This window comes from Streptomyces virginiae, assembly GCF_000720455.1.
In the GTDB taxonomy this organism is placed as follows: Bacteria; Actinomycetota; Actinomycetes; order Streptomycetales; family Streptomycetaceae; genus Streptomyces; species Streptomyces virginiae.
Genome location: NZ_JOAK01000008.1, coordinates 12,792 through 36,552 on the forward strand (window position 1 = coordinate 12,792; position 23,761 = coordinate 36,552).

General features: G+C 72.2%; 17 protein-coding genes. 10 read left to right on the forward strand and 7 right to left on the reverse strand.

From position 1 onward, the window contains the following. Positions 1–13: 13 nt before the first annotated feature. Positions 14–664: an FMN-binding negative transcriptional regulator gene (locus IG86_RS0115020; protein WP_030897181.1), complete on the reverse strand. Its 651-nt coding sequence runs from the start codon at positions 662–664 to the stop codon at positions 14–16. Between the two features lie 234 nt (positions 665–898). Here IG86_RS0115020 and IG86_RS0115025 point away from each other — a divergent pair, with 234 nt between their 5' ends. Further along, positions 899–2,263: a lysine N(6)-hydroxylase/L-ornithine N(5)-oxygenase family protein gene (locus IG86_RS0115025; protein WP_030824015.1), complete on the forward strand. Its 1,365-nt coding sequence runs from the start codon at positions 899–901 to the stop codon at positions 2,261–2,263. 123 nt (positions 2,264–2,386) lie between these two features. On the opposite strand, the gene IG86_RS0115030 is transcribed toward IG86_RS0115025, so the two are convergent. Next, the gene (locus IG86_RS0115030; RefSeq protein ID WP_030897182.1) at positions 2,387–2,623 is read right to left on the reverse strand and encodes an MbtH family protein; all 237 of its coding nucleotides are present in this window, start codon (positions 2,621–2,623) and stop codon (positions 2,387–2,389) included. 424 nt (positions 2,624–3,047) lie between these two features. Between IG86_RS0115030 and argB the strand changes: the two genes are divergently transcribed. Then, a complete protein-coding gene (gene argB / locus IG86_RS0115035; protein ID WP_030897183.1) occupies positions 3,048–3,998 on the forward strand; it encodes an acetylglutamate kinase in 951 nt (316 codons plus the stop codon). Positions 3,999–4,420: 422 nt separating this feature from the next. Further along, positions 4,421–6,670, forward strand: coding sequence for an MMPL family transporter (locus IG86_RS0115040; RefSeq protein ID WP_030897184.1), 2,250 nt, complete (start codon positions 4,421–4,423; stop codon positions 6,668–6,670). Positions 6,671–6,778: 108 nt separating this feature from the next. Here the strand turns inward: IG86_RS0115040 and IG86_RS0115045 are convergent, their stop codons facing one another. Beyond that, on the reverse strand, positions 6,779–7,243 hold the full coding sequence (locus IG86_RS0115045) for an Lrp/AsnC family transcriptional regulator (protein WP_030824030.1): 465 nt from the start codon (positions 7,241–7,243) through the stop codon (positions 6,779–6,781). Between the two features lie 135 nt (positions 7,244–7,378). On the opposite strand from IG86_RS0115045, the gene IG86_RS0115050 reads away from it, so the two are divergent. Both IG86_RS0115050 and IG86_RS0115055 read left to right on the forward strand, forming a co-directional pair. Beyond that, complete coding sequence (locus tag IG86_RS0115050; RefSeq protein WP_030824031.1) at positions 7,379–8,380, forward strand: asparaginase; 1,002 nt, start codon at positions 7,379–7,381, stop codon at positions 8,378–8,380. Positions 8,381–8,444: 64 nt separating this feature from the next. After that, positions 8,445–11,876 (forward strand): NACHT domain-containing protein, encoded by a 3,432-nt coding sequence (locus tag IG86_RS0115055; RefSeq protein ID WP_030897185.1) that lies wholly within the window; start codon positions 8,445–8,447, stop codon positions 11,874–11,876. A gap of 111 nt (positions 11,877–11,987) precedes the next feature. On the opposite strand, the gene meaB is transcribed toward IG86_RS0115055, so the two are convergent. From meaB to IG86_RS0115075, 4 genes are read right to left on the reverse strand one after another with little or no spacing between them, the layout of a single operon-like run. Next, positions 11,988–12,977, reverse strand: a complete 990-nt coding sequence (meaB, locus tag IG86_RS0115060; RefSeq protein WP_030824034.1) for a methylmalonyl Co-A mutase-associated GTPase MeaB — start codon at positions 12,975–12,977, stop codon at positions 11,988–11,990. Between the two features lie 10 nt (positions 12,978–12,987). Continuing rightward, positions 12,988–15,174, reverse strand: a complete 2,187-nt coding sequence (scpA, locus tag IG86_RS0115065) for a methylmalonyl-CoA mutase (protein ID WP_030824036.1) — start codon at positions 15,172–15,174, stop codon at positions 12,988–12,990. Then, a complete protein-coding gene (gene mutA / locus IG86_RS0115070) occupies positions 15,171–17,036 on the reverse strand; it encodes a methylmalonyl-CoA mutase small subunit (RefSeq protein ID WP_030897186.1) in 1,866 nt (621 codons plus the stop codon). The genes scpA and mutA overlap by 4 nt, the downstream gene beginning before the upstream one ends. Continuing rightward, positions 17,020–18,261: an ROK family transcriptional regulator gene (locus IG86_RS0115075; RefSeq protein ID WP_078848453.1), complete on the reverse strand. Its 1,242-nt coding sequence runs from the start codon at positions 18,259–18,261 to the stop codon at positions 17,020–17,022. Before IG86_RS0115075 ends, mutA begins: the two co-directional genes overlap by 17 nt. 1,019 nt (positions 18,262–19,280) lie before the next feature. Between IG86_RS0115075 and IG86_RS0115080 the strand changes: the two genes are divergently transcribed. The 5 genes from IG86_RS0115080 to IG86_RS0115100 are packed head-to-tail and all read left to right on the forward strand — an operon-like array spanning position 19,281 to position 23,718. Further along, positions 19,281–20,249 carry a TauD/TfdA dioxygenase family protein gene (locus tag IG86_RS0115080; protein ID WP_030897187.1) on the forward strand — a complete coding sequence of 323 codons (969 nt, stop codon included), beginning with the start codon at positions 19,281–19,283 and terminating at the stop codon, positions 20,247–20,249. Between the two features lie 35 nt (positions 20,250–20,284). After that, entirely contained in the window at positions 20,285–20,896 is a 612-nt protein-coding gene (gene ssuE, locus IG86_RS38745) for an NADPH-dependent FMN reductase (protein ID WP_045937018.1), read from the forward strand. A 43-nt stretch (positions 20,897–20,939) separates the two neighbouring features. After that, positions 20,940–21,983, forward strand: a complete 1,044-nt coding sequence (locus IG86_RS0115090) for an ABC transporter substrate-binding protein (RefSeq protein ID WP_030897188.1) — start codon at positions 20,940–20,942, stop codon at positions 21,981–21,983. Between the two features lie 8 nt (positions 21,984–21,991). Next, complete coding sequence (locus tag IG86_RS0115095) at positions 21,992–22,804, forward strand: ABC transporter ATP-binding protein (protein WP_030897190.1); 813 nt, start codon at positions 21,992–21,994, stop codon at positions 22,802–22,804. Further along, on the forward strand, positions 22,801–23,718 hold the full coding sequence (locus IG86_RS0115100) for an ABC transporter permease (RefSeq protein ID WP_030824053.1): 918 nt from the start codon (positions 22,801–22,803) through the stop codon (positions 23,716–23,718). Before IG86_RS0115095 ends, IG86_RS0115100 begins: the two co-directional genes overlap by 4 nt. Positions 23,719–23,761 lie beyond the last annotated feature (43 nt).

Sequence of the window (23,761 nt, forward strand, 5' to 3'; positions counted from 1 at the left end):
GGTGTCCGCCGGATCAGGGCAGCTGCCGCATGAGGTCGGCCGTGTCGCGCTGCCGCGGGCACCCGCTGTGGGTGAAGGACTCCAGCACCCGTCCGCGCACCTCGGCGGGCTGTTCCTGGCTGAGCTTGAACATGCCCTCGGCGCCGGTCACGGTGATCCGGAAGGCGCCCACGCCCGGCAGGAGCTGGTGGAAGTAGCCGACCGAGTCGGTCATGTCCCAGCCCGTCCCGAACTTCGCCTCCTCGAAGGCGCGCACGGTGGACCGCACCACCTCCATCGTCTCCTCGCTCGATTCGATCTTCTCCACGACGCCGCGTACGTGCACCGAGGTGAAATCCCATGTCGGGGCCGCCGGTGATTTCTCGTACACCGTCGGGGAGACATAGGAATGCGGGCCGGTGAAGGTCAGCAGGACGACGCCGCCCGTCTTCATTGCCGCCCAGTGCGGATTCGCCTTGTTCATGTGGCCGAGGAGCCTGGCCCCTGAAAGGTCCGGGGCCCATGCGTCCAAATTCTCCTGCGGATCGGCGATGACCGGCAGATGCGTGGCGAACGGGCCGTCCTCGACGGTCCCGTTGGTCACCGCCAGGGCCAATGGATTCTCGCGCATCAGATCGGTCATCCATGAACTGTCGGGTTCACGGTAGTTACTGGGGACGAACATCCTGAATTCACCCTTTCGGTCGGCGCGGTGCGTGAATACATGAAAATCCGGACCGACCGTACCGCTGTCCCGTCACCGGGACACCGGCCTTCGGTATTCGGATCGCGCAAAGGCCGCTCGGATTGCCTTGTTGGTGCCTTCAGGTTGGCGCCGGGACGTTCTCCGGCGCAATACTGAAGAAAGGTCTCCCGGATCACCGGTCGAGATTCCAAGACGCTAGCGGGAGAATTGTCTATGGGTACAACGGGTACGCATAACCATGAAATTCACGACGTGGTCGGCATCGGCTTCGGCCCGTCCAACCTGTCGCTCGCAATCGCTCTGGAAGAGCACCGGGCCAACGTTCCGGACCGTCCGGTGAAGGCCGTGTTCTTCGAGCGCCAGGCGTCGTTCGGATGGCACCGCAACATGCTGCTGCCGTCGACGACCATGCAGATCTCGTTCCTGAAGGACCTGGCGACCTTCCGCAATCCGGTGTCCCGGTTCAGCTTCGTCTCGTATCTCCACGAGGCCGGGCGCCTGGTGCAGTTCGTCAACAACCAGGATTTCTTCCCGACCCGGCAGGAATTCCACCACTACCTGGAATGGGCGGCGGCGGGCCTCGCCGACCGGGTGTCCTACGGATCAGAGGTCACCGCGATCCGGCCCGCCGGGGACGCCGGGCGCGGATCCCCCGACCACCTCGAGCTGGAGGTGCGGGGCGCCGGCGGCGACGTCCGGCTGGTCAAGACGCGCAACGTGGCCATATCGACCGGCCTGGTGCCGCGCCTGCCGGCCGGGGTGACCGCGGACGAACGGGTCTGGCACAGCTCCCAGTTCCTGGAGAGGTTCCGCGGCCTCGACCCCAACGAGCTCAAGAGCGTGGCGGTGGTCGGCGCCGGCCAGAGCGCGGCCGAGATCACCCGGTTCCTGTACGACACGCTCCCGCACGCGCGCGTCAGCGCGGTCATCCCGTCCTACGGGTACTCCGTCGCGGACGACACGCCCTTCGCCAACCAGGTGTTCGACCCGGCCGCGGTCGACGAGTACTACTTCGGCACCGACCGGGCGCGGGAGGCCTTCTGGCGCTACCACCGCAACACGAACTACTCCGTCGTCGACGACGAGGTGATCCGCGCCCTGCACCAGCGCTCGTACGAGGAGGAGGTGCGCGGCGACAAGCGGCTGCACTTCCTCAACCTCACCCGGGTCGCCGAGGTCGGCCGGGTCGGCAACGAGACGCGGCTCACCCTCAACTCGCTGCTCGACAGCGAGCCGCAGGAGCTGGACGTCGACGCGCTCGTCTTCGCGACGGGCTACGAGGGCATGGACCCCGCCGGCCTGCTCGGCGACTTCGACCGGCACTTCCTGCGCGACGAGACGGGCCGCCACCGGGTGGAGCGCGACTACCGCCTCGTCACCGCGTCGGGCCTGTCCTGCGGGATCTACCTCCAGGGCGGCACCGAGCACACCCACGGCCTGTCGTCGTCCCTGCTGTCGAACATCGCCGTGCGCAGCGGGGAGATCGCCGACTCCATCGTCCTGCGCAGGGCCGAGCAGGAACTGGCCGGGGCGCGTGCCGTCGAGGCCGCCGGCGCGGGTGCGGCCGTCCGGGCCTGACCCGGGATCCCCCGCACGGCCGAAGGGTGGGCCCCGGTGCTGTTCGTCCAGCACCGGGGCCCACCCTTCGTACGTCATCGGCCGTTCCGCGGAATGCGCGCAATACGCGGCACCCCCATCACTTCACGCGGCGTCGGCGGAAACCCGGTCCGCGGCCATCGCGTCGCGCAGGCTCTGCGGCCGCAGGTCGGTCCAATTCGCCTCGACGTACTCCAGGCACAGCTGGCGGCTTTCCTCACCGAAAACGATGCGCCAGCCGGCGGGAACCTCGGCGAACGACGGCCAAAGCGAGTGCTGGTCCTCGTCGTTCACCAGTACGTAGAACCGGCCGTCAGCGTCGTCGAACGGGTTGCTGCTCATGAATCCACTCCAATTCAAGCCGTTCACGGTGCGCTTCCCGGACGGGAAACGGACCGTCATCCATTAAGGGGGAGGGAGTTGGCGGGACCGCCGTGCCCGATCATGGCACCTTTCGGCCGCCCGGTGGAGCCCGGTGTGGGGACGGGGCGTCCCGCCGGCACCGTCGACGCGTTTGTCCCGCCGTCCTGTTGACGGGACGGCTCCCGCTCCGAACACCTTGCACCAAATTCCCGCGGTTCTGGTCGAGTTCCCGGGAACGGACTTCCGGTCGCGCCTTATCGCGCGCAATGCTGGACGGGCGACCACGGCCCCGTGCCGTGGTCCTTCACGTCCCCGGGAGCCGGAGTCCTCCACAGAAGGAGTTGTGCCGATGAGCGTCGCCAGCGCGGCCGGCCGTTCTCTTCACCCTGCGCACGAGGTTCTCATGACGACCCCCCGGCGGACCGCCCTGGACAAGGCGCGGTCCGTCTGTGAGGCGCTGCCATGGCTGACCCGCCACCAGAACCGCACCGTCGTCATCAAACTGGGCGGGCACGCCATGGTCGACGAGCAGCTGACCGCGGCTTTCGCCAGCGACGTCGTCTTCCTGCGCTACGCCGGACTGAAGCCCGTGGTCGTCCACGGCGGCGGCCCGCAGATCGGAGCCGAACTCGAACGGCGCGGCCTGGTCAGCGAGTTCAAGGCGGGCCTGCGGGTCACCTCGCCGCCCGCGATGGACGTGGTCCGGATGGTGCTCGCCGGGCGCGTCCAGCGCGAACTCGTCGGGCTGATCAACGCGAACGGCCCGCTGGCCGTCGGCATGACCGGCGAGGACGCCGACACCCTCACCGCCGTCCGGCACGTGCCGTGGGTCGACGGCGAACCGGTGGACATCGGCCGGGTCGGCGACATCACCCGCGTGGACACCGGCGCCATCGAGGCGCTCCTCGCCGACGGCCGCATCCCGGTCGTCTCGTCCGTCGCCCGCAGCGCCGAGGACGGCCACGTCTACAACGTCAACGCCGACACGGCGGCGGCCGCGCTGGCCACCGCGCTGCGCGCCCAGGCGCTCGTGATGCTCACCGACGTGGAGGGCCTGTACGCGGGCTGGCCGGCCGGCGGCGAGGTCATCGCCCGGCTCACCGCCCGCGAGCTGGAGAAGCTGCTGCCGGAGCTCGCCGACGGGATGGTCCCCAAGATGACCGGCTGCCTGCACGCCGTGCGGGGCGGCGTCGGCACCGCGCGTGTGATCGACGGACGGGTCCCGCACGCGGTCCTGCTGGAGATGTTCACGGACGAGGGGGTCGGCACGGTGATCGTGCCGGACCCCGAAGCGGACGAGGAGGCGGACCAGGGGGCGGGCCCGGAGCCGGGGTCGGACGGGGTGCGGCGATGAGCGCGTCGGTCGTGCCGGGCCGATTATCCACCGACCATCGTGGCGCCATGATGGCGCCATGTGGCCGCGGGCGATGCCACGGCCCGGTACGGGCGGCCGCGGCGAGTGGTGGCCGGTATCAACTGCCTTCTTTTGTCCCGCGCTTGACCCAATCCGCGCTCGCCCCGGGCCCCGATCGCCCAGGTCGGCGGGTTCTGCCCACTCGCGCCGCAGCCCCCGTACGGCCGTGCGCCGAGCCTCCTGATCCGGCCACTCCGGCCCCATGGCGCAGAAATGGCGCGACAGTGGCGCCATATGTGTGCCATCATGGCGTCACGGAAGGCGCCCCGTAGGGCCGGGCCTACGGCCGGCCGCGCCGATCGCCCTGCCCGACCGAACCACCCCCGCTCGCACCACCGATTCAAACAGGAGTTCTTTTCGTTATGGCCACTTTCCTTTACAAAGTGGGTCGGTTCGCCTTCCGGCGACGAGGCCTGGTCGCCCTGCTGTGGGTCGCCGTCCTGGTCGGAGTCGGTTTCGCGGCCTCCACCGCGCCGGCTCCGCCCGCCGATACGTTCTCCATGCCGGGTACGGAGTCCCAGAAGGCCTTCGACCTGCTGAAGGAGAAGTTCCCGGCCATGAGCGTGGACGGCGCCACCGCCCGCGTGGTCGTCCGTACGCCCGGCGGCGAGAAGCTCTCCGACCCCGCCCAGAAGGCCAAGGTCGAGGCGCTCGTCGGAGCGCTCGCCAAGGCGCCGGACGTGGTCTCCGCGTCCGACCCCTTCGCCACCAATGCCATCAGCCAGGACGGCACCACGGCCTACGCCGTCGCCACCTACAAGCTGACCGCGCTCAAGCTGACCGACGAGGCCCACGACGGCCTCGACAAGGTGCTCGGCGACGCCCGGGCCGCCGGACTCGTCGTCGAGGCCGGCGGTGACGCCGTCAAGGTCGACGGAGCACCGGGCGGCGGCGCCGAAGGCATCGGCATCCTGATCTCCGCGATCGTCCTGGTCCTCACCTTCGGCTCGATGATCGCCGCCGGCATGCCCCTGCTCACGGCCATCCTGGGCGTCGCCATCGGTGGTGCGGCCATCACCGCGCTGGGCAGCACCCTCGGTCTGTCCAGCACGACGTCCACCCTCGCGCTGATGATCGGCCTCGCGGTCGGCATCGACTACGCCCTGTTCATCGTCTCCCGCTACCGCTCCGAGATGGCCGAGGGCCGCGAGCGCCAGGACGCCGCGGGACGGGCCGTCGGCACGGCCGGCTCCGCCGTCGTCTTCGCCGGACTCACCGTCATCGTCGCCCTCGCCGGCCTCGCCGTCGTGAACATCCCGATGCTCACCAAGATGGGCCTCGCCGCCGCAGGCACGGTCGCCGTCGCGGTCCTCATCGCGGTCACCTTCGTCCCGGCCCTCCTCGGCTTCGCACCGATCAAGGTCATGCCCCGCCGCGACCGCAAGCAGTACAGCGGCAAGCCCCTCACCGAGCGCCAGCAGCGCAAGGCCGACAAGCGGGCCGCCAAGGGCGGCAAGCCGAACCTGGGCACCCGCTGGGCGCGGTTCGTGGTCCGCCGCCCGCTCGTCGTCCTCCTCTTCGGTGTCGTCGGCCTCGGCGTCGTCGCCGTACCGGCCGCGAGCCTGCAGCTCGGCCTGCCCGGCGAGGGCACCATGGCGCCGGAGACCACCCAGCGCAAGGCCTACGACATGCTGTCCGAGTCCTTCGGGGCCGGGTTCAACGGCCCGCTGATGGTCACCGTCCAGGCCAAGGACGCGGCGACCGCCGCCGCCGGCGTGGGCAAGGAGCTCGCCAAGGTCGAGGGCGTCGCCACGGTGACCCCCGCCACGCCCAACGACAAGGGCGACACCGCGGTGCTCACCGTCATCCCGAAGACCGGACCCACCGAGACCGAGACCGAGGAACTCGTCGGACACATCCGGGGAGTCGCCGGCACCCTCGGCTCGGGCAACGGCGGCGCCGAGATCCTGGTGACCGGTCAGACCGCCCTGTTCATCGACTTCTCCCAGACCCTCGACGACGCGATGCTGCCCTACCTGGGCCTGGTCGTCGGACTCGCCTTCCTCCTGCTGGTCCTGGTCTTCCGCTCGCTGCTCGTCCCGCTCAAGGCGGCCCTCGGTTTCCTGCTCTCCGTGAGCGCGGCCATCGGCGCGGTCGTCGCCGTCTTCCAGTGGGGCTGGCTCGGGGAGTTCTTCGGCGTCGAACAGCCCGGCCCGATCATGAGCACCCTGCCGATCTTCATGATCGGTGTCGTGTTCGGCCTCGCGATGGACTACGAGGTCTTCCTCGTGACCCGGATGCGGGAGGCCCACGTGCACGGGGCGCAGCCCAAGGACGCGGTCGTCACCGGATTCCGCTACGGCGGCCGGGTGGTCGGCGCCGCCGCGATCATCATGGTCAGCGTCTTCTCCGGCTTCATCATGGAGGACAACGTCTTCGTCAAGATGGTCGGCTTCAGCCTCGCCGTCGCCGTCCTCTTCGACGCCTTCGTCGTCCGCATGGCCCTGGTGCCCGCGCTGTTCGCCCTGTTCGGCCGGTCGGCCTGGTGGCTGCCCCGCTGGCTCGACCGGGTGCTGCCGAACATGGACGTCGAGGGCGAGAAGCTCAGCCGCACCGCCCCCGTCCTGCCCTCCCAGCAGCGCCGCGAACAGGAGGCCGGCGCCCTGCGCTGACCCCCTGCGAGGAACGGAACGCCCGTGCGCCGACGGCCCCGAGAGCCGTCGGCGCACGGGCGTTCCCGCCGCCGTCCGCCGGGGCCCGCTCCCCGGCCGCGCCGTCGATCAGGAAGGTCCGCGGTCGACCGGCAGGCCCGTCGGTTCCTTGATGCGCTTCATGATGATCTGCGAGTTGACCTCGGTGATGCCGGTGAGGGCGGTCAGCTTCTCGATCCACAGCCGCTCGTACGCACGCAGGTCCGCGACCGCGATCCGCAGCAGGCAGCCGGGGCTGCCGAAGAGGCGGTACGCCTCGATCACGTCGGGGATGTCCTGGAGGGCGGCCTCGAAGGCCTCGACCGCCGCGCGGTCCCGGCGCACCTCGACCGAGACGAGCACCTCGAAGCCGCGCTCGACCGCCTCGGGGTCGATCACCGCGCGGTAGCCCTGGATCACCCCGTCCTGCTCCAGCTGACGCACCCGGCGCATGCACGGGGACGGGGTCAGCCCCACGCGCTGGGCGAGCTCCTGGTTGCTCAGCCGCCCGTCGGCCTGGAGCTCGCGCAAGATATCGCGGTCAATGGCGTCCATGGCGCAATTATCACCCACGGCTTCTCGGCCACCCCGGCGGAAGACGCAAGCACATTGCGCACAGATCGCTCTATCATTGCTGCTTTGAGTACAAATGTACGAGTGAGTTGCGACGGAGAAGGGCGGCCACGCAGCATGGGACGGATCGTCGTCATCAGCACCGGCGGCACGATAGCCAGCCGCTGGCAGGGCTCCGGCTTCGCCGCGGACGCCGACGGGAGCGAGGTCATCGCCACGGCGCCGCTGCCCGAGGGCATGACCGTCGAGGTCGTCGACCTGTTCAGCGTGAACAGCCCCCGCCTCACCACCGCCCACCAGCTCACCCTCCTGCGCACCGTGCACGAGGTGCTCGCCGACCCCGGCGTCGACGGCATCGTCGTCACCCACGGAACCGACACCCTGGAGGAGTCGGCGTTCCTCGTCGACCTCCACCACCACGACCCGCGCCCCGTCGTCTTCACCGGCTCGCAGCGGCCCATGGGCACCGCCGACGGCGACGGACCGGGCAACCTGTACGACGCGCTCCTGACCGCCGCCACCACCCGCGGGCTCGGCGTCCTGATCGCCTTCGCCGGACGCGTGCACGCCGCGCGCGGCACCGTGAAGACGCAGGCCGTGGACCTGGACGCGTTCGCCGACCCCTCCAAGGAACTGCTCGGGAAGATCGGCTTCGGCAAGGTCGCCATCCTGCGCACCCCCCAGCGCCCGGCCGCACTCCCGCTGCCCGCCATGCCCGAACTCCCGCCGCGCGTCGACATGGTGATGCACCACGCCGACGCCGACCCGGCGCTGCTGAACGCCGCCGTCGAGTCCGGCGCCCGCGGCCTCGTCCTCATCGGGACCGGCGCGGGCAACGCCACCCCGGAAATCGTCGAGGCGGTCCGCGCCGCCGTCGCGCGCGGGGTGCTGGTCGCCCTGACCACGCGCGTCATGGCCGGGCCGGTCACCGAGATCTACACGCACGGCGGAGCGGTGGACCTCGTCGCGGCCGGCGCCGTCCCGACGGGCACCCTGCGCGCCGGACAGGCCCGCATCGCGGTCCTCTCCGCGCTCCTGGCCACCGACGACTCCGCCGAGCAGGCCCGCATCCTGCGCGAGTCCCTCACCCCGGCCGGCCCGGTGCTCGTCGAGGCATAACGCCCCGGGCGGCGTGGGCGACCGTTAGGCTCCGGTCAACGGTCGCTACGCTGCGGGGGGTTGCATGGAGCCCGGCACCATCGGCATCAGGCTGGCCTCGGCGGCCGTCGGACCCCTCGTGAAGAAGCTGTTCGTCAGCGAGGGCGCCGGCGCCGGCGTCGTCGACCGGCCGATCCGCCTTTCGGGCTACGTGTCCTTCACGGGCGAGAAGCGTTCCCTCACGGAATCAGACCTGCGCACGCTGGCCGCCAAGCTGGTGAAACAGGCCCTGCGCACGGGCGAGCGCCCGATCACCGAAGACGAACAGCAGGCCGTCACCGACGCCCTCGCGCAGACCCTGCGGGGCCTCGGCGACCTGACCATGACCGACCTGGACGCCGTCCGGCTCGGTTCCGCGGCCTTCGCGCGCGAACTGCGCGCCGTGAGCGGCCACCCCGAGCGGGAGCTCACCGCCGACGCCACGCACTTCCACGAGCGCCTCGTCGACACCGCCTGCCTGCACATCCTGCAGTTCTTCACCCAGCGCTCCACCTTCGTGGCCCACGCCATGGTGGAACAGACCCGTGGGATCGCCGAACTGACCGCCAAGGTCGACGAACTGATCCGTCGCGACCCGCTGCCCGGAGCCGAGGACGCCGCGTTCGAGCAGCTGTACCTCCCGTACGTGGAGAAGAAGCACGGCAAGCTGACCATCTACGGCATCGACCTCACCAACTCCCCGACCCGGTGGCCCCTGGACGCGGCGTACCTGAGCCTGGAGGCGGCGCCGCTCGCGCGCGCTCGGTGGACGAGGAGCGGCCACTCGGGTCCGGCCGGTGCGGAGCAGAGCGACTACGGTGCCGTCATCGACGTGATCACGCCGGCATCCGTCGCACGCCTCTCGCCGGCCCGGTCACCGGCCGAGGCGGCTCGCACGACACGGGCGGGACTCCCGCAGCCGCCGGAGGACAGCCGGTCCGCCGAGGAGGCGGGCGCCCGGCTCGCTGCGGACCACGGACTGGACCGGCAACAGTTCGACCGGGCGTTTCGGAAGCTGTTCCAGACCCTCGTGCCGCGGCCCGCCGACCACGCCCTGGCCGACAACCCCCGGGTACTGCTCCGCGGCGAAGCCGGGTCCGGCAAGACCACCCTCGTCCAGTGGCTGGCCGTCACCGCCGCCCGCCAGGACCTCACCCCGCAGATGGAGTACCTCGACGACCGCATCCCCTTCGTCCTGCCACTGCGCACGCTCACCCGCCACGGCGAACGGCTGCCCGCGCCACGGGACTTCCTGACCGCGGCCGGCTGTCCTCTCGGCGCCGCCCAGCCCGACGGCTGGGCCCACCGCGTCCTGCTGGCCGGCCGCGGCCTCGTCCTCGTCGACGGCATCGACGAGATCCCCGACACCGAACGCGAACGCACCCGCGGCTGGCTGCGGGACCTGATGGACACCTACGACGGGGACAACCGCTGGCTCGTCACCTCGCGCCCCTCCGCCGTCGGCGCGGACTGGCTCGCAGAGGAGGACTTCACCGAGCTGACCCTGTCCGCCATGGGCCGAGCGGAGGTCACCACCTTCATCAGGCGGTGGCACACCGCCGCCCGCGACGGCGGCGAAGCCGACGCGAAACTCCGGACGTACGAGACCCAGCTCCTCACCGCCGTACGGACCAAGCCCGACCTCGGACGCCTGGCCACCAACCCCCTGATGTGCGGACTGATCTGCGCCCTCCACCGCGACCGGAACGGCTACCTCCCGCACGGCCGCAAGGACCTCTACGAGGCCGCCCTGTCCATGCTGCTGAGCCGCCGCGACCGCGAACGCGACATGGCGGTCCCGGACCTGCGGGAGGAGCCACAACTCGACCTGCTGCAACGCCTCGCGTACTGGCTGATCAAGAACGGCCGCACGGAGATGGACCGTTCCCGCGCCGAGGAGATCATCGCCCGCGCACTGCCCGCGGTCCAGGAAGCGGCCGCCCTGGGTGACGCGCCCGTCGTCTTCGAGCACTTCCTCCAGCGCAGCGGGCTCCTGAGGGAACCGGGGCCCGGCACGGTGGAGTTCGTCCACCGCACCTTCCAGGACTTCCTGGGCGCGCGGGCCGCCGTCGAGGAAGGCGACTTCGGGCTCCTCACCGGCCACGCCGACGACGACCAGTGGGAGGACGTCATCCGGATGGCGGTCGCCCTCGCCCGCCCCGCCGAACGCGTCACCATCATCCGCGACCTCCTCGCCCGTGGCGAGAACTCCTCCGACCAGCGCACCCGCGCCCGCATCTACCTGCGCGCCGCCGTCTGCCTCGAACACGCCACCACCCTCGACCCCGAAGTACGCGCGGCCGTCGAAGCACGCACCGCCACACTCATCCCCCCGGCGAACGCGGAGGAGGCCCGCGCCCTGGCGAAGGTCGGCCCGCTGCTCCTGAGCCTGCTCCCCGGCCCGGAGAAGCTTGACGACATGGACGCGTACCACGTGGTGATCGCGGCCTCCCGGGTCGGATCGGACTCCGCCGTGTCCTACCTCGCGCAGTTCGTGGAACACCGCTGGCCACCGGTCCGTTCCGAACTCCTGCTGGCCTGGCCGCGCTTCGACAGCGCCGAGTACGCCGACGAGGTCGTCGCACACCTGGATCCGGCGGGTCTGCAGTACACCGTCCGGTCCGACGACCAGCTGGACCAGCTGGAACGTCTCGCCGTCCGGCCGGAGGGCCTGATCGTCAGGGGCGGCGTGTCCTGCGGGGCCCTGGCGGGCTACCTCGGCCGGCACGGCCTCCAGGCGATCACGTTCGCGAGCGAGGCGACCCTGTCCGGTCTGGAATGCCTGCGGGGACAGTCCGCCCTGCACACCCTCGACATCGACGGCTGCCCGGACCTGACGGACCTCTCCGCGATCGGCGGCCTTCCGATCCGGCGACTGAACATCGCGACGGGCCGGCCGGACCTCGACCTGCGTGCCGTCGCCCAGCTGGGCCACCTGGAAGTCCTGACCGTCGACGGCCCCGCAGGCCTGAGCTGGTCCCCGCGGTCGCTGCCGATGAGCGCCCCCCTCCAGGGGCTGCTGGTACGCGGTGAGACGAGCCCCGCGCACGGACTCGACGGGCTCGGCTCGCTCCCCGCGCTCGTCCGCCTCGTGCTCAATGCCGAGTCCAGTCCGGCCTCGGCCGCCGACTGGCAGGAGATCCGGGCCCTGCCCCGCCTCGGCAGCCTCAGGGTGTCCGCCACCTCGATCGGGGCCATGCCGGCGGGCATGACGCTCCCGGGCGTCAACAGCCTCACCCTGGACGGTACGTGCGGCGAGAGGGTACTGCGGATGGTGATCAGGCGGTTGCCGCTGGCGTTCCCCGGGCTCCGTGAGTGCCGCTTCCCGGGGAAGTTCACGCCGGAAGGCGACACCGGCATCGACATCGGGCCGCTGGGCGGACTCCCGCGCCTGCAGGAGGTCCAGATCCTGGCGAGCCGTGACCGGGTCCGCGGCGCCGAGCTGCTGCCGCCGTCGGCGAGGGTCTTCTTCGGATGACCGGGGTGGCCAGGGTGACCGATGTGACCAGGGTGACCGGCGTGACCAGGGTGGCCGACGTGGCAGGGGCGTCCGGGCGGCTCCCCTGAGGGCGCCGCCCGGTCGCCGCCGTCAGCTGCCCGGGTTCCCGAACGCCGCCAGGATGCGGTCCGCCGCCGACGTCGGGGTGACCGAGCCCGCCCGGACCGCGGCCTCCAGGTCCGGCGCGAGGCCGCGTACCGCCGGGTCCGCCCGCAGGCGTTCCAGCAGCTCGTCGCGGACCATCGACCAGGTCCACTCCACCTGCTGGGCCGCCCGCTTCGCCGCCAGCCGGCCCCCCGCCTCCAGCAGGGTCCGGTGCTGCTCCAGACGGTTCCACACTTCGTCCAGCCCCGTCGACTCCCGGGCGCTGCACGTCAGCACCGGCGGCGTCCACGCCGCGTCCACCGGGTGCATCAGCCGCAGCGCGCCCGACAGTTCACGGGCCGCGGCCTTCGCGTCGCGCTCGTGCGGGCCGTCCGCCTTGTTCACCGCCAGGACGTCGGCCAGTTCCAGGACACCCTTCTTGATGCCCTGCAGCTGGTCGCCCGTACGGGCCAGGGAGAGCAGCAGGAAGGAGTCGACCATCCCCGCCACCGTGGTCTCCGACTGGCCCACCCCGACGGTCTCGACGAGGACCACGTCGTAGCCCGCCGCCTCCATCACGATCATCGACTCGCGGGTGGCCTTGGCGACCCCGCCCAGCGTGCCCGCCGACGGCGACGGCCGCACGAACGCCGCCGGATCCACCGACAGCCGCTCCATCCGGGTCTTGTCGCCCAGGATGGAGCCGCCCGTGCGCGTCGACGACGGGTCCACCGCGAGCACCGCCACCCGGTGCCCGAGCCCCGTCAGCATCGTGCCGAACGCGTCGATGAAGGTGGACTTCCCCACCCCCGGCACCCCGCTGATGCCGATCCGGCGAGCCCGCCCCGAGTGCGGCAGCAGCTCCGTCAACAGGCCCTGCGCGAGCGCCCGGTGAGCGGGCAGGGTGGACTCGACGAGGGTGATCGCGCGCGCGACGAACGCGCGCTTGCCGTCGAGCACCCCCTTCGCGTAGGCCTCGATGTCGATCTTCGGCACCGGCGGCCGCCTACAGCTCGTGGCCCAGGTCCGCGGCCAGCCGCGTCACCAGGTCGTGGGCCGCGTCCGGGATGACCGTTCCGGGCGGGAACACCGCCGTGGCGCCCATCTCCAGCAGCGTCGGGACATCCGCCGGCGGGATTACCCCACCCACGACGATCATGATGTCCTCGCGGCCCTCCTCCGCCAGCTGCTCGCGCAGCGCCGGTACGAGGGTCAGGTGACCGGCCGCCAGCGACGACACGCCCACCACGTGGACGTCCGCCTCGACGGCCTGGCGGGCCACCTCCGCCGGGGTCTGGAACAGCGGGCCGACGTCCACGTCGAAGCCCAGGTCGGCGAAGGCGGTCGCGATCACCTTCTGGCCGCGGTCGTGCCCGTCCTGGCCCATCTTGGCCACCAGGATGCGCGGACGGCGTCCCTCCGCCTCCTCGAACCGGTCCACCAGCGCACGCGTGCGCTCCACCGACGGGGACTCGCCCGCTTCGTTTCGGTACACGCCCGCGATCGTACGGATCTGGCTCGCGTGCCGTCCGTACACCTTCTCCAGTGCGTCCGAGATCTCACCCACGGTCGCCTTGGCGCGCGCAGCGTCCACCGCCAGGGCGAGGAGGTTGCCGTCGCCGCGCTCGGCGGCGTTCGTCAGCGCCCGCAGGGTGTCCTGGGTGACCGCCTCGTCGCGCTCCTCGCGCAGCCTGCGCAGCTTGGCGATCTGCTGGGAGCGCACCGAGGAGTTGTCGACCTTCAGGACGTCGATCGCCTCGTCGTTCTCCACGCGGTACTTGTTGACGCCGATCACCGGCTGACGGCCCGAGTCGATCCGCGCCTGCGTCCGCGCCGCGGCCTCCTCCACGCGCAGCTTCGGGATGCCCGCGTCGATGGCCTGCGCCATGCCGCCGGCCGCCTCGACCTCCTCGATGTGCTGCCAGGCCCGCCGCGCCAGGTCGTACGTCAGCTTCTCCACGTACGCGCTGCCGCCCCACGGGTCGATCGACCGGCAGGTCCCCGACTCCTGCTGCAGCAGCAGCTGGGTGTTGCGTGCGATGCGCGCCGAGAAGTCCGTCGGCAGCGCGAGCGCCTCGTCGAGGGCGTTGGTGTGCAGCGACTGGGTGTGGCCCTGCGTCGCAGCCATCGCCTCGATACAGGTGCGCGTCACGTTGTTGAAGACGTCCTGCGCGGTCAGCGACCATCCGGAAGTCTGCGAATGCGTGCGCAGCGAAAGCGACTTGGCGTTCTTCGGGTCGAACTGCTTGACCAGGCGCGCCCACAGCAGGCGGGCCGCGCGCAGCTTCGCGACCTCCATGAAGAAGTTCATGCCGATCGCCCAGAAGAACGACAGGCGCGGCGCGAACGCGTCCACGTCCAGCCCGACCGCCTGCCCGGCGCGCAGGTACTCCACGCCGTCCGCGAGGGTGTACGCCAGCTCCAGGTCGGCCGTGGCCCCGGCCTCCTGGATGTGGTAGCCGGAGATGGAGATCGAGTTGTACCGCGGCATCTTCTGCGAGGTGAACGCGAAGATGTCGGAGATGATCCGCATCGAGGGCCCCGGCGGATAGATGTAGGTGTTGCGGACCATGAACTCCTTGAGGATGTCGTTCTGGATGGTCCCGGCGAGCTTGTCGGGGGAGACGCCCTGCTCCTCCGCCGCCACGATGTACAGCGCGAGGACCGGCAGCACCGCGCCGTTCATCGTCATCGACACCGACATCTTGTCCAGCGGGATCCCGTCGAACAGCTGCCGCATGTCGTAGATCGAGTCGATCGCCACGCCGGCCATGCCGACGTCGCCCGTCACCCGCGGGTGGTCGCTGTCGTAGCCGCGGTGCGTCGGCAGGTCGAAGGCCACCGACAGGCCCTTCTGGCCGGACGCCAGGTTGCGCCGGTAGAAGGCGTTCGACTCCTCGGCCGTGGAGAAGCCGGCGTACTGCCGGATCGTCCAGGGCTGGTTGACGTACATCGTCGGGTAAGGGCCGCGCAGGTACGGGGCCACGCCCGGGTACGTCCGCAGGAAGTCCAGGCCCTCCACGTCCCGCCCGGTGTAGAGCGGCTTGACGCCGATGCCCTCGGGCGTCTCCCACAGCAGGTCGGCGGCCGCGGTGCCGGTGGACTCCTTCACCGACGAGCGCCACTGCTCCTCGGTCACCCCGGAGACCGCGGTCGGGTCGAGCGCCAGCTCGGAGAAATCGGGGATGCTCATGCGGGCACTCCCATCCGGTCGAGTACGGAGGACAGCACGGCGACGGCGTCACAGCCGGCGAAGACGTACTCGTCCACGGATGCCTCTGCGGTGCCCGGCCGGCCGGCGAGGAAGACGGTCGTGGCGCCCGCCGCACGCAGGGCCTCGGCCACCGCCGCGGCCTGCTCCTCGTACAGCGCGTCGCTGGAGCAGAGCACGGCCATGCCGTCGGCGCCGCTCGCGGCGTACGCCTCGGCGGCCGTCGCCGGGTCCACCGACACCGGGTCGTGCACCGGTTCGATGCCGCCCGCCTGGAACAGGTTCGAGGCGAAGGTGGCGCGCGCGGTGTGCGCGGCCGCCGGGCCCAGCGCGGCGAGGAAGATCCTCGGCCGGGCACCGGTCGCGGCCAGGTGCGCGTCGCTGCGGGCGCGCAGGGCCTCGTACGCCTCGTCGCGCCGTACGCGCGGCAGTCCGCCCGCGGGCGCTGCGGGCGCGGGCTCGCGGACGACCGGCTTCTCCGACAGCAGCGGGAACTCGCTGACACCGGTGATCGGTTCGCGGCGCTTGGCCAGCTTCTTGGAGCGCTCCGCCCAGGTGGCGGCGAGGCGTTCGGCGACCAGCCCGGAGCGCAGGGCGGCCGCCAGGCCTCCGGCCTTCTCCAGGGTCTGGAAGAACTCCCAGGCGGCGTGGGCGAGTTCGTCCGTCAGGCGCTCGACGTAGTACGAACCTCCGGCCGGGTCGATCACCCGGGCCAGGTGCGACTCCTCCAGCAGGATGGTGGAGGTGTTGCGGGCGATGCGGCGCGCGAAGGCGTCCGGCAGGCCCAGCTCGTTGTCGAAGGGGAGCACGGTGACCGAGTCGGCGCCGCCGACGCCCGCGGCCATGCAGGCCACGGTGGTGCGCAGCATGTTCACCCACGGGTCGCGGCGGGTCATCATCACCGGCGAGGTCACGGCGTGCTGGAGCTGGGCACCGGCCTCCGGGGCCCCCGAGGCCTCGGCGATCCGCGCCCACAGCCGACGTGCGGCGCGGAACTTGGCGATGGTGAGGAACTGGTCCGCGGTGGCGGCGTAGCGGAACTCCAGCTGGCCGAGGGCGTCTTCGACGCTCAGCCCACCTGCGGAGAGGGCGCGCAGGTAGGCGACGCCGGTGGCCAGCGACAGCCCCAGCTCCTCGGCGGCGCTGCCGCCGGCCTCGTGGTACGGCAGGGCGTCCACGGTCAGGGCGCGCACCCCCGGCAGGCCGGCGGCGGCCTCCCGGGCCAGCTCCACGGCGGCGGCCGTGTCCAGCGCCTCGCCGGTGCGGGCCTCGTGGCCCAGCGGGTCGGCGCCCAGGGAGGCCCGCACGGCCTCCGGAGCCACCGAGCGGGCGGCGAACAGGTCCAGCAGGGCGCGGGCGGCCCCGGCGTAGTCGGCGCCGGCGTCCAGGGCGATCGGGGCGAGGTCCAGGTAGACGCCGTCCAGGGCGCGGGCGAGACCGTCCGCCGGGATGCCGCCGCTGCCCACCGTCAGCCAGAGGGAGGTGACCCCGTTCTCCAGGTCGGCGAGGGCCGCCTCGTTCAGGCGCTGCGGATCGGTACCGGCGAGGCGCTGGCGCACGTCCCAGCCGTTCGCGGTGGTGCCTTCCGGCCTGCCTCCGCGGACGAAGGGGGCGAAGCCGGGAAAACCGGTGTCGGGAACCGTCCCGTCGGGCGGCGCGGTGTACAGCGGGCGGGTGGTGAGCCCGTCCTCGAGTCGGGTGGACAGCGCATCTTCTGCGGCCTCGCCGGATGCTTCCTTGCCCGACTTGCGCAGTACGCCTTCTACAAGGCGCTGCCACTGCTCATGCGTCGCGTCAGGGAACTCGGCGGCCAGGGAGAGCCCGTCGTCAGGCAGGACCGTCATGGCTCGAATGTAGGGGAGCGCGCTCAGCTGGCACCATACCGACGGGTGTGATCTCCCCCTCTCGGGCCGCACCGAGGGGATCCTGGAAGACCCGGCTGAGCAGCACGGTTGCGGCGGCCTCCGGGAGCACGGCCGGACCCGCGTGCGGGGCCACGATCCGTTCGGGGTCGTCACAGACGTGCGAGAGCTCCATCGCGGCGCCCCGCAGCTCGTCCAGGTATCCCTCGTGCAGGACGCTCGCCAGCTCGGTCACGACCATGACCGCCGGATTGAAGACATCCAACAGAAGGGACGCCGCGCGGCCCACCGCGCGGGCCCGCTCGCGCAGCAGCAGGTCCGCGCGCGGGTCCCCGGTGGCGGCGGCGTCCACCAGCAGCGGGACGGACGGGTCCGGGACGATGCCCCGGCGCACCGCCTCGGCGCCGAGCGCCGTGTCGGAGGCGGTCGCCTGCAGGCAGCCGGTACGTCCGCACGCGCACGGCACGGTCGCCCCGGGCACCGGCAGGTGGGCCACGTCGCCGGCCGCGGAGCCCGGACCCTGGTGCACGGCGCCCTCGATCCCGAACGCGGCGTCGACGACATTGCCGATGAACAGGTGCACCAGGCTCCGGCGGGCCTCGGGCCGGCCGAACAGGATCTCCGCCCGTGCGACGGCCCGGGCGTGGTTGTCGATCCGCACCGGCAGCCCCAGGGCGCCGGACAGCTCGGCGGCGAGCGGCTTGCGCCGCCACCGCAGCACGGGGTGGCGTACGACGACGCCCTCGTCGGGCCGGACCCAGCCGCCCAGCGCAGCACCGACCCCGAGCAGCGGCCGCCCCGAGTCGAACGCGGCCAGGAATCGGCCCAGTTCGGCGGTGATCTCACCGGACAGCCCGGCCGGATCCCGGCCCTCGTGGGGGAAGGCCCGCCGGGCCAGCAGCCGGCCCCGCAGGTCGACGAGGCTGAAGGTCGAGGCGGGCACGCCGATGTGCAGCCCGGCGGCGACGGGCCCGCCGACGGCCCCGGTGTGCAGGTCCAGGGGGACCCGCGGCCGCCCCACCCCACCGCCGGGGCCGGGCAGTTCGCGCAGCAGGCCGGCCTGGAGCAGCCCGGTGGCCTGCCGTGACACGGCCGCCGCGCTCAGCCCGCTGCGCCCGGCGATGTCACTGCGCGCGACCGGTCCGTGGTCGAGCACCGTCCGCAGCACGGCGGCGGCATTGGCGGCCGTCCGGCTGTCACCGGCCATACGCGTCACTCGGTCTCCTCGGGGGCGGGGTAGTCCCCCGATGATGCCGGTTCCCCTGCGGGGCGCCCGGCGGGTGGGGTGCGGCCCTGCGCGGCGGGCGAGCCCGCCCGGCCGACGAGCCGCGGGGGAGCCCGGCCCACACCACCGCGTCCGAACCCGGAGCCGCGGGCGCCCACCCGGCACGGCACCGCCTCCGGAGGCGCGTCGTGCGGGAGAGGCCCGCCCGCGGCGGCGGGTGCCGGGCCGGATCCGGCGAACGCGTGGCGTCCGCATTGCGGGGGCATGAAATCCGGCCACGGTTTTCGGCCGCGGGGGTGGGGTGGTGCGCGGGGTGGAGTGCGGGGGAAAGGGCAGGTCGTAGGGGGTGTACGGGGTGGACGCGGGGGCTCGCGACAGGTGCGTCCGGTGGCTGCGGACGGGGGTTGACCCGGCTCGGAGCCGCTGACACGCTCCGGGACATGTCCGCGAACGAACTCCTCGCCCCGCGGCTCCGCACCCCCGGCCCCTGCACCGCGCCGGGCCAGTGTCCGGGCCGCTGTCCGGCCCCCTGTCGCCCCTGACCCCACCGCCCTGCGGTACGGCGGGCCGCCGGTTCCACGGCAGGCACCCCGCCGGCCGTGCGAGCCGTACGAGCCGTCCGGCCGAGCGGGCCCACCAGGCCGACGGCCCCGGCAGGCCGGTCCGCCGACGCACCGGCTCCTCGTTCCGCCGGACCGTGTCCGTCGGTGCGGCGATCCGCCCGACGGGCCGGCCGGGTCACGATCCCGGTGGTCTGCGGGCCCCGACGGCCGACTGAGGGATCGGCCCGGGGCGGCGGCCCGCAGACCGCCGGTCCGCCGGACCGGGGGACCTCCGCGCCCTCGGTCCGTGGGCCCAGGACAGCACTCCCACACCGCACCTCGCCGCACCGCACCGCACGGCACCGCCCCCGCACCCGGCCGGCACCACCCGTACCCGCACCGCTCGCTCCATTTCTTCCGCTGCGGAAATAATTCCTGCGGCCCCAGCTAGGAGTCACCATGGCCACTGCCACCCACACCGACACCCCCACCCACACCCCCACCCTCACCGTCTCGAAGATCGGCGGACGCATCGGCGCCGAGATCGGCGGCGTGCGGCTCGGCGGGGATCTGCCCGACGCCGACGTCGCCGGGATCCGGGCCGCCCTCCTGGCCCACAAGGTCGTCTTCTTCCGGAACCAGGGGCACCTCGACGAGGCCTCCCACGAAGCCTTCGCCGAGCGGCTCGGCGTTCCGGTCGCGCACCCCACCGTCCCCTCCGCGGACGGCCGGTACGCCCTCGGCATCGACTCCCACCACGGCGCCCGCGCCAACCAGTGGCACACCGACGTCACCTTCGTCCCCGCCTACCCCGCCTTCTCCATCCTCCGCGCCGTCACCATCCCCCCGTACGGCGGCGACACCCTCTGGGCCAACACGGCCACCGCCTACGCCGGCCTCCCCGAGCCGCTCCGCGCCCTCGCCGACGGCCTGCGCGCCGTCCACTCCAACGAGTACGACTACGCCGCCCTCCGGCCCGACGCCCTCCCCGAGGCCCTGGCCCAGTACCGCGAGGTGTTCACCTCCACCAAGTTCCTCACCGAGCACCCGGTGGTCCGCGTCCACCCCGAGAGCGGCGAACGCACCCTGCTGCTCGGCAACTTCGTCCAGCGGATCCAGGGCTTCACCGGCCGCGACAGCCGCGCGCTCCTCGACCTCTTCCAGGCGCACATCGAGAGCCCCGAGAACACCGTCCGCTGGCAGTGGCAGCCCGGCGACGTCGCGATCTGGGACAACCGCGCCACCCAGCACTACGGCGTCGACGACTCCGACGACCACGAGCGCACCCTGCGCCGCGTCACCGTCGACGGCGACGTCCCGGTCGGTCCCGACGGAGCCCCGTCCCGCCTGATCAGCCCGGAGAGCGTCCCGGACCCCTCCTTCGGCATCGCCTCCGGCGCTTCCACCTCCGACGCCCCCGCCGTCTGATCCGGCACTGACCGTACGCCGCCCAAGGAGCCCCCGTGCCCAAGCTGCTCGCCCTCACCGGCAGCCCCTCCGCCCACTCCCGTACCGCAGTCGTCGCCGACCACGCCCTGCGCCACCTGACCCGGTCCCACTCCGGCTTCGAGACCGCCCGCCTGGCCGTGCGCGAGCTCCCCGCCGCCGACCTGCTGGCAGCCCGCCGCGGTGAGCCCGAGATCCGCCGCGCCCTCGAAGCCGTCGCCGAGGCCGACGGCCTGATCATCGCGACCCCGGTCTACAAGGCCTCGTACACCGGCCTGCTCAAGGCCTTCCTCGACCTGCTCCCGCAGGACGGTCTCGTCGGCAAAACGGTGCTGCCCCTCGCCACCGGCGGCAGCCTCGCCCACGTCCTGACCATCGACTACGCCCTGCGCCCCGTGCTCGCCGCCCTCGGCGCCCGGCACGTCACCGCCGGCCGGTTCGTCCTGGACTCCTCCGTCGAACGTGGCTCCGGCCCCGACCGGCTGCGGCCCGAGGCCGAGATCGACCTCCTCCAGGCCGTCGACGAGTTCGCCGACGCCCTGCGCGGCGCGAACCCGCTGCTCGCCCCCGTTGCGCCGACCCCCGCCACCGCGCCGGCGCCCGCCACCGCGCTGACCGCCGCCCCGTAAGTCCGCCCCCGCCCCTCACGACCCGTACCGACAAGGATCCGCCATGCCCGCAGCCTTCACCTCGACCACCACCTCCCGGCGCCAGTTCCTGACCCTGCTCGGCATCTCGGCGGCCGCGGTGAGCTGCGGCACGGCCACCGCCGGCGGCGGATCCGGCTCCGGTTCCGGCGGCCAGGTCACCACCCTCAAGTACCAGGGCAGCGTGGGAGCCGTCACGCTCCCCGAACTCGCCGCCGACCTCGGCTACCTCGGCGACGTCAAGCTGGAGTGGATCGGCAACACCATCAGCGGCCCGCAGGACATCCAGTCGGCCGCCACCGGCCAGATCCACTTCGGCGGCGCCTTCAACGGCGCCGTCGTGAAACTGGCGAGCAGCAAGGCCCCGATCACCTCGGTCATCTCCTACTACGGCTCCGACCAGCACTCCTACAGCGGCTACTACGTGCTGGAGGACAGCCCCATCCGCTCCGCCCGCGACCTGATCGGCAAGAAGGTCGGCATGAACACCCTGGGCGCCCACGCCCAGGCCATGCTGGAGATCTACCTGAAGCGCAACGGGGTGTCGAAGACGGACTCGGCCAAGGTCGAATCGGTGGTCGTCCCGCCGGTCAACACCGAACAGGTCCTCAGACAGAAGCAGATCGACGTCGCCGTGCTCGGCGGCGTGCTGCGCGACAAGGCCCTCGCCACCGGCGGGATCCGCCCGCTCTTCACCGACTTCGAGCTGCTCGGCCCGTTCAGCGCGGGCAGCTACGTGATGACGAAGCGCTTCGTCAAGGAGAACCCCGACACGGTGCGCACCTTCGTCACCGGAGTGGGCAAGGCCATCGAGTGGTCCCGCACCACCCCCCACGAGCAGGTCATCGCCCGGATGACGGAGATCGTCAGCAAGCGCGGCCGCAACGAGGACACCGCCACCCTCAAGTACTGGCGCTCGTACGGCGTCGCGGAGGCCGGGGGCCGGATATCCGACAAGGAGTTCCAGGTCTGGCTGGACTGGCTCGCCGAGCGCGGCGACATCAAGGAGGGCCAGCTGAAGGCGACCGACCTCTACACCAACGAGTTCAACGGATACGGAAAGGGGTGACGACGGCCATGGCGAAGATCGTGTTCGAAGGGGTCCGCAAGACCTTCGGGGACTTCACGGCCCTCGACGGCATCGACCTGGAGATCGAGAGCGGCGAGTTCCTCGTGGTCGTCGGTCCCAGTGGCTGCGGCAAGTCCACCCTCCTGGACCTCCTCGGAGGACTGTCCACCCCGACGGCCGGCCGGATCCTGCTCGACGGCAAACCGGTCACCGGCCCGGGCCTCGACCGGGGCATCGTCTTCCAGCAGTACGCGCTGCTGCCGTGGCGGACGGCCCTCGGCAACGTCGAGTTCGGCCTGGAGGCGACGGGCGTCCCGCGCCGCCAGCGCAAGGCCAGGGCCCGGGAGTTCCTGGACCTCGTAGGCCTGTCCGGCTTCGAGGACCGCCACCCGCACCAGCTCTCCGGCGGCATGCGCCAGCGCGTCGCCATCGCCCGCTCGCTCGCGTACGACCCGGACGTGCTGCTGATGGACGAGCCGTTCGCGGCCCTCGACGCGCAGACCCGCGAGTCCCTCCAGGACGAGCTGCGCCGGATCTGGCAGCGCACCGGCAAGACCGTCGTCTTCATCACGCACGGCATCGAGGAGGCCGTGTACCTCGGCCAGAAGGTGGCCGTCATGACCTCCCGGCCGGGGCGGATCAAGGAGATCGTCCCCGTCGCCTTCGGCGAGCGCCCGGGCACGGGCACCGCCTCCGGACCGCAGGGCGAGGAACTGCGTTCCAGCCCGGAGTTCGCCCGCTACCGCCACGACATCTGGACCCTCCTCCACGACGAGGTGGCCCGCGCCCAGCAACTGGAGAAGGAGGAGGCCTCCGTATGAGTACCGGAACCGACACCGCTGTCCCCGCCGTGCTGCCCGCCCCGCCCGCCCCCGCCGAGGAGGTACGCGGCTCCGCGCCCGCGCCGCGGCCGCTGCCGGACGCGGCCCCGGGGCACGCCGACGGCCGCCCGGCCCGGCATCCCCTCAGGGCGCTGGGGCGCCGGCTGCGGGCCCTCGCCCTGCGGTCGGCGGCGATCCTCGCGCTCCTCGCCCTCTGGGAGACCGCGCCCCGGCTGGGCCTGGCCGACCCCACCTTCCTGCCGCCGGTCAGCGAGGTGGCCGTCGCCTGGTGGGAGCTGCTGAGGGACGGCCAGCTCGGCCAGCACACCTGGGCCAGCCTGGTCCGCTCCTTCGGCGGCTTCGGCATCGCCGTGCTCGTGGCCGTCCCGCTGGGGCTGCTCATCGGCTGGTACCGGCCGGTCGCCGCCCTGCTCGGCCCGCTGCTGGAGGTGTTCCGCAACACCGCCGCGCTGGCCCTGCTGCCGGTCTTCGTGCTCCTGCTCGGCATCGGCGAGACCTCGAAGGTGTCCATCGTCGTCTACGCCTGCGTGTGGCCGATCCTGCTGAACACCATCAGCGCCGTCGGCAACGCCGACCCCACGCTCGTACGGCTGGCCCGCTCCATGGACCTGTCCACCCCGAGGCTCTTCCAGAAGGTGATCCTGCCGGCCTCCGTACCGGCGGTCTTCACCGGCATCCGGCTCGCCGGCGCCGTCTCCATCCTGGTCCTCGTGGCCGCCGAGATGATCGGTGCGAAGGCGGGCCTGGGCTACCTGATCAACGCCTCGCAGTTCAACTTCGCCATCCCGCAGATGTACGCGGGCATCGTCACCATCTCCGCCATCGGCGTGGCCTTCAACCAGCTGCTGGTCACGATCGAGCGCCGCCTGAGCACCTGGCGGGTCCCGTCCTGACTCCCCGCCGCGAAGCCCTGACGCCCTGACGTCCCGACGCCCC

Bases quoted from the DNA above. Each gene is read 5' to 3' on its own strand.
- IG86_RS0115090 (WP_030897188.1), top strand. From the start codon at position 20,940: ATGCCCGCAGCCTTCACCTCGACCACCACCTCCCGGCGCCAGTTCCTG.
- argB (WP_030897183.1), top strand. From the start codon at position 3,048: ATGACGACCCCCCGGCGGACCGCCCTGGACAAGGCGCGGTCCGTCTGT.
- IG86_RS0115030 (WP_030897182.1), bottom strand. From the start codon at position 2,623: ATGAGCAGCAACCCGTTCGACGACGCTGACGGCCGGTTCTACGTACTG.
- IG86_RS0115055 (WP_030897185.1), top strand. From the start codon at position 8,445: ATGGAGCCCGGCACCATCGGCATCAGGCTGGCCTCGGCGGCCGTCGGA.
- IG86_RS0115040 (WP_030897184.1), top strand. From the start codon at position 4,421: ATGGCCACTTTCCTTTACAAAGTGGGTCGGTTCGCCTTCCGGCGACGA.
- IG86_RS0115080 (WP_030897187.1), top strand. From the start codon at position 19,281: ATGGCCACTGCCACCCACACCGACACCCCCACCCACACCCCCACCCTC.
- IG86_RS0115075 (WP_078848453.1), bottom strand. From the start codon at position 18,261: ATGGCCGGTGACAGCCGGACGGCCGCCAATGCCGCCGCCGTGCTGCGG.
- IG86_RS0115050 (WP_030824031.1), top strand. From the start codon at position 7,379: ATGGGACGGATCGTCGTCATCAGCACCGGCGGCACGATAGCCAGCCGC.
- IG86_RS0115045 (WP_030824030.1), bottom strand. From the start codon at position 7,243: ATGGACGCCATTGACCGCGATATCTTGCGCGAGCTCCAGGCCGACGGG.
- IG86_RS0115095 (WP_030897190.1), top strand. From the start codon at position 21,992: ATGGCGAAGATCGTGTTCGAAGGGGTCCGCAAGACCTTCGGGGACTTC.
- IG86_RS0115025 (WP_030824015.1), top strand. From the start codon at position 899: ATGGGTACAACGGGTACGCATAACCATGAAATTCACGACGTGGTCGGC.
- scpA (WP_030824036.1), bottom strand. From the start codon at position 15,174: ATGAGCATCCCCGATTTCTCCGAGCTGGCGCTCGACCCGACCGCGGTC.
- IG86_RS0115020 (WP_030897181.1), bottom strand. From the start codon at position 664: ATGTTCGTCCCCAGTAACTACCGTGAACCCGACAGTTCATGGATGACC.
- mutA (WP_030897186.1), bottom strand. From the start codon at position 17,036: ATGACGGTCCTGCCTGACGACGGGCTCTCCCTGGCCGCCGAGTTCCCT.
- IG86_RS0115100 (WP_030824053.1), top strand. From the start codon at position 22,801: ATGAGTACCGGAACCGACACCGCTGTCCCCGCCGTGCTGCCCGCCCCG.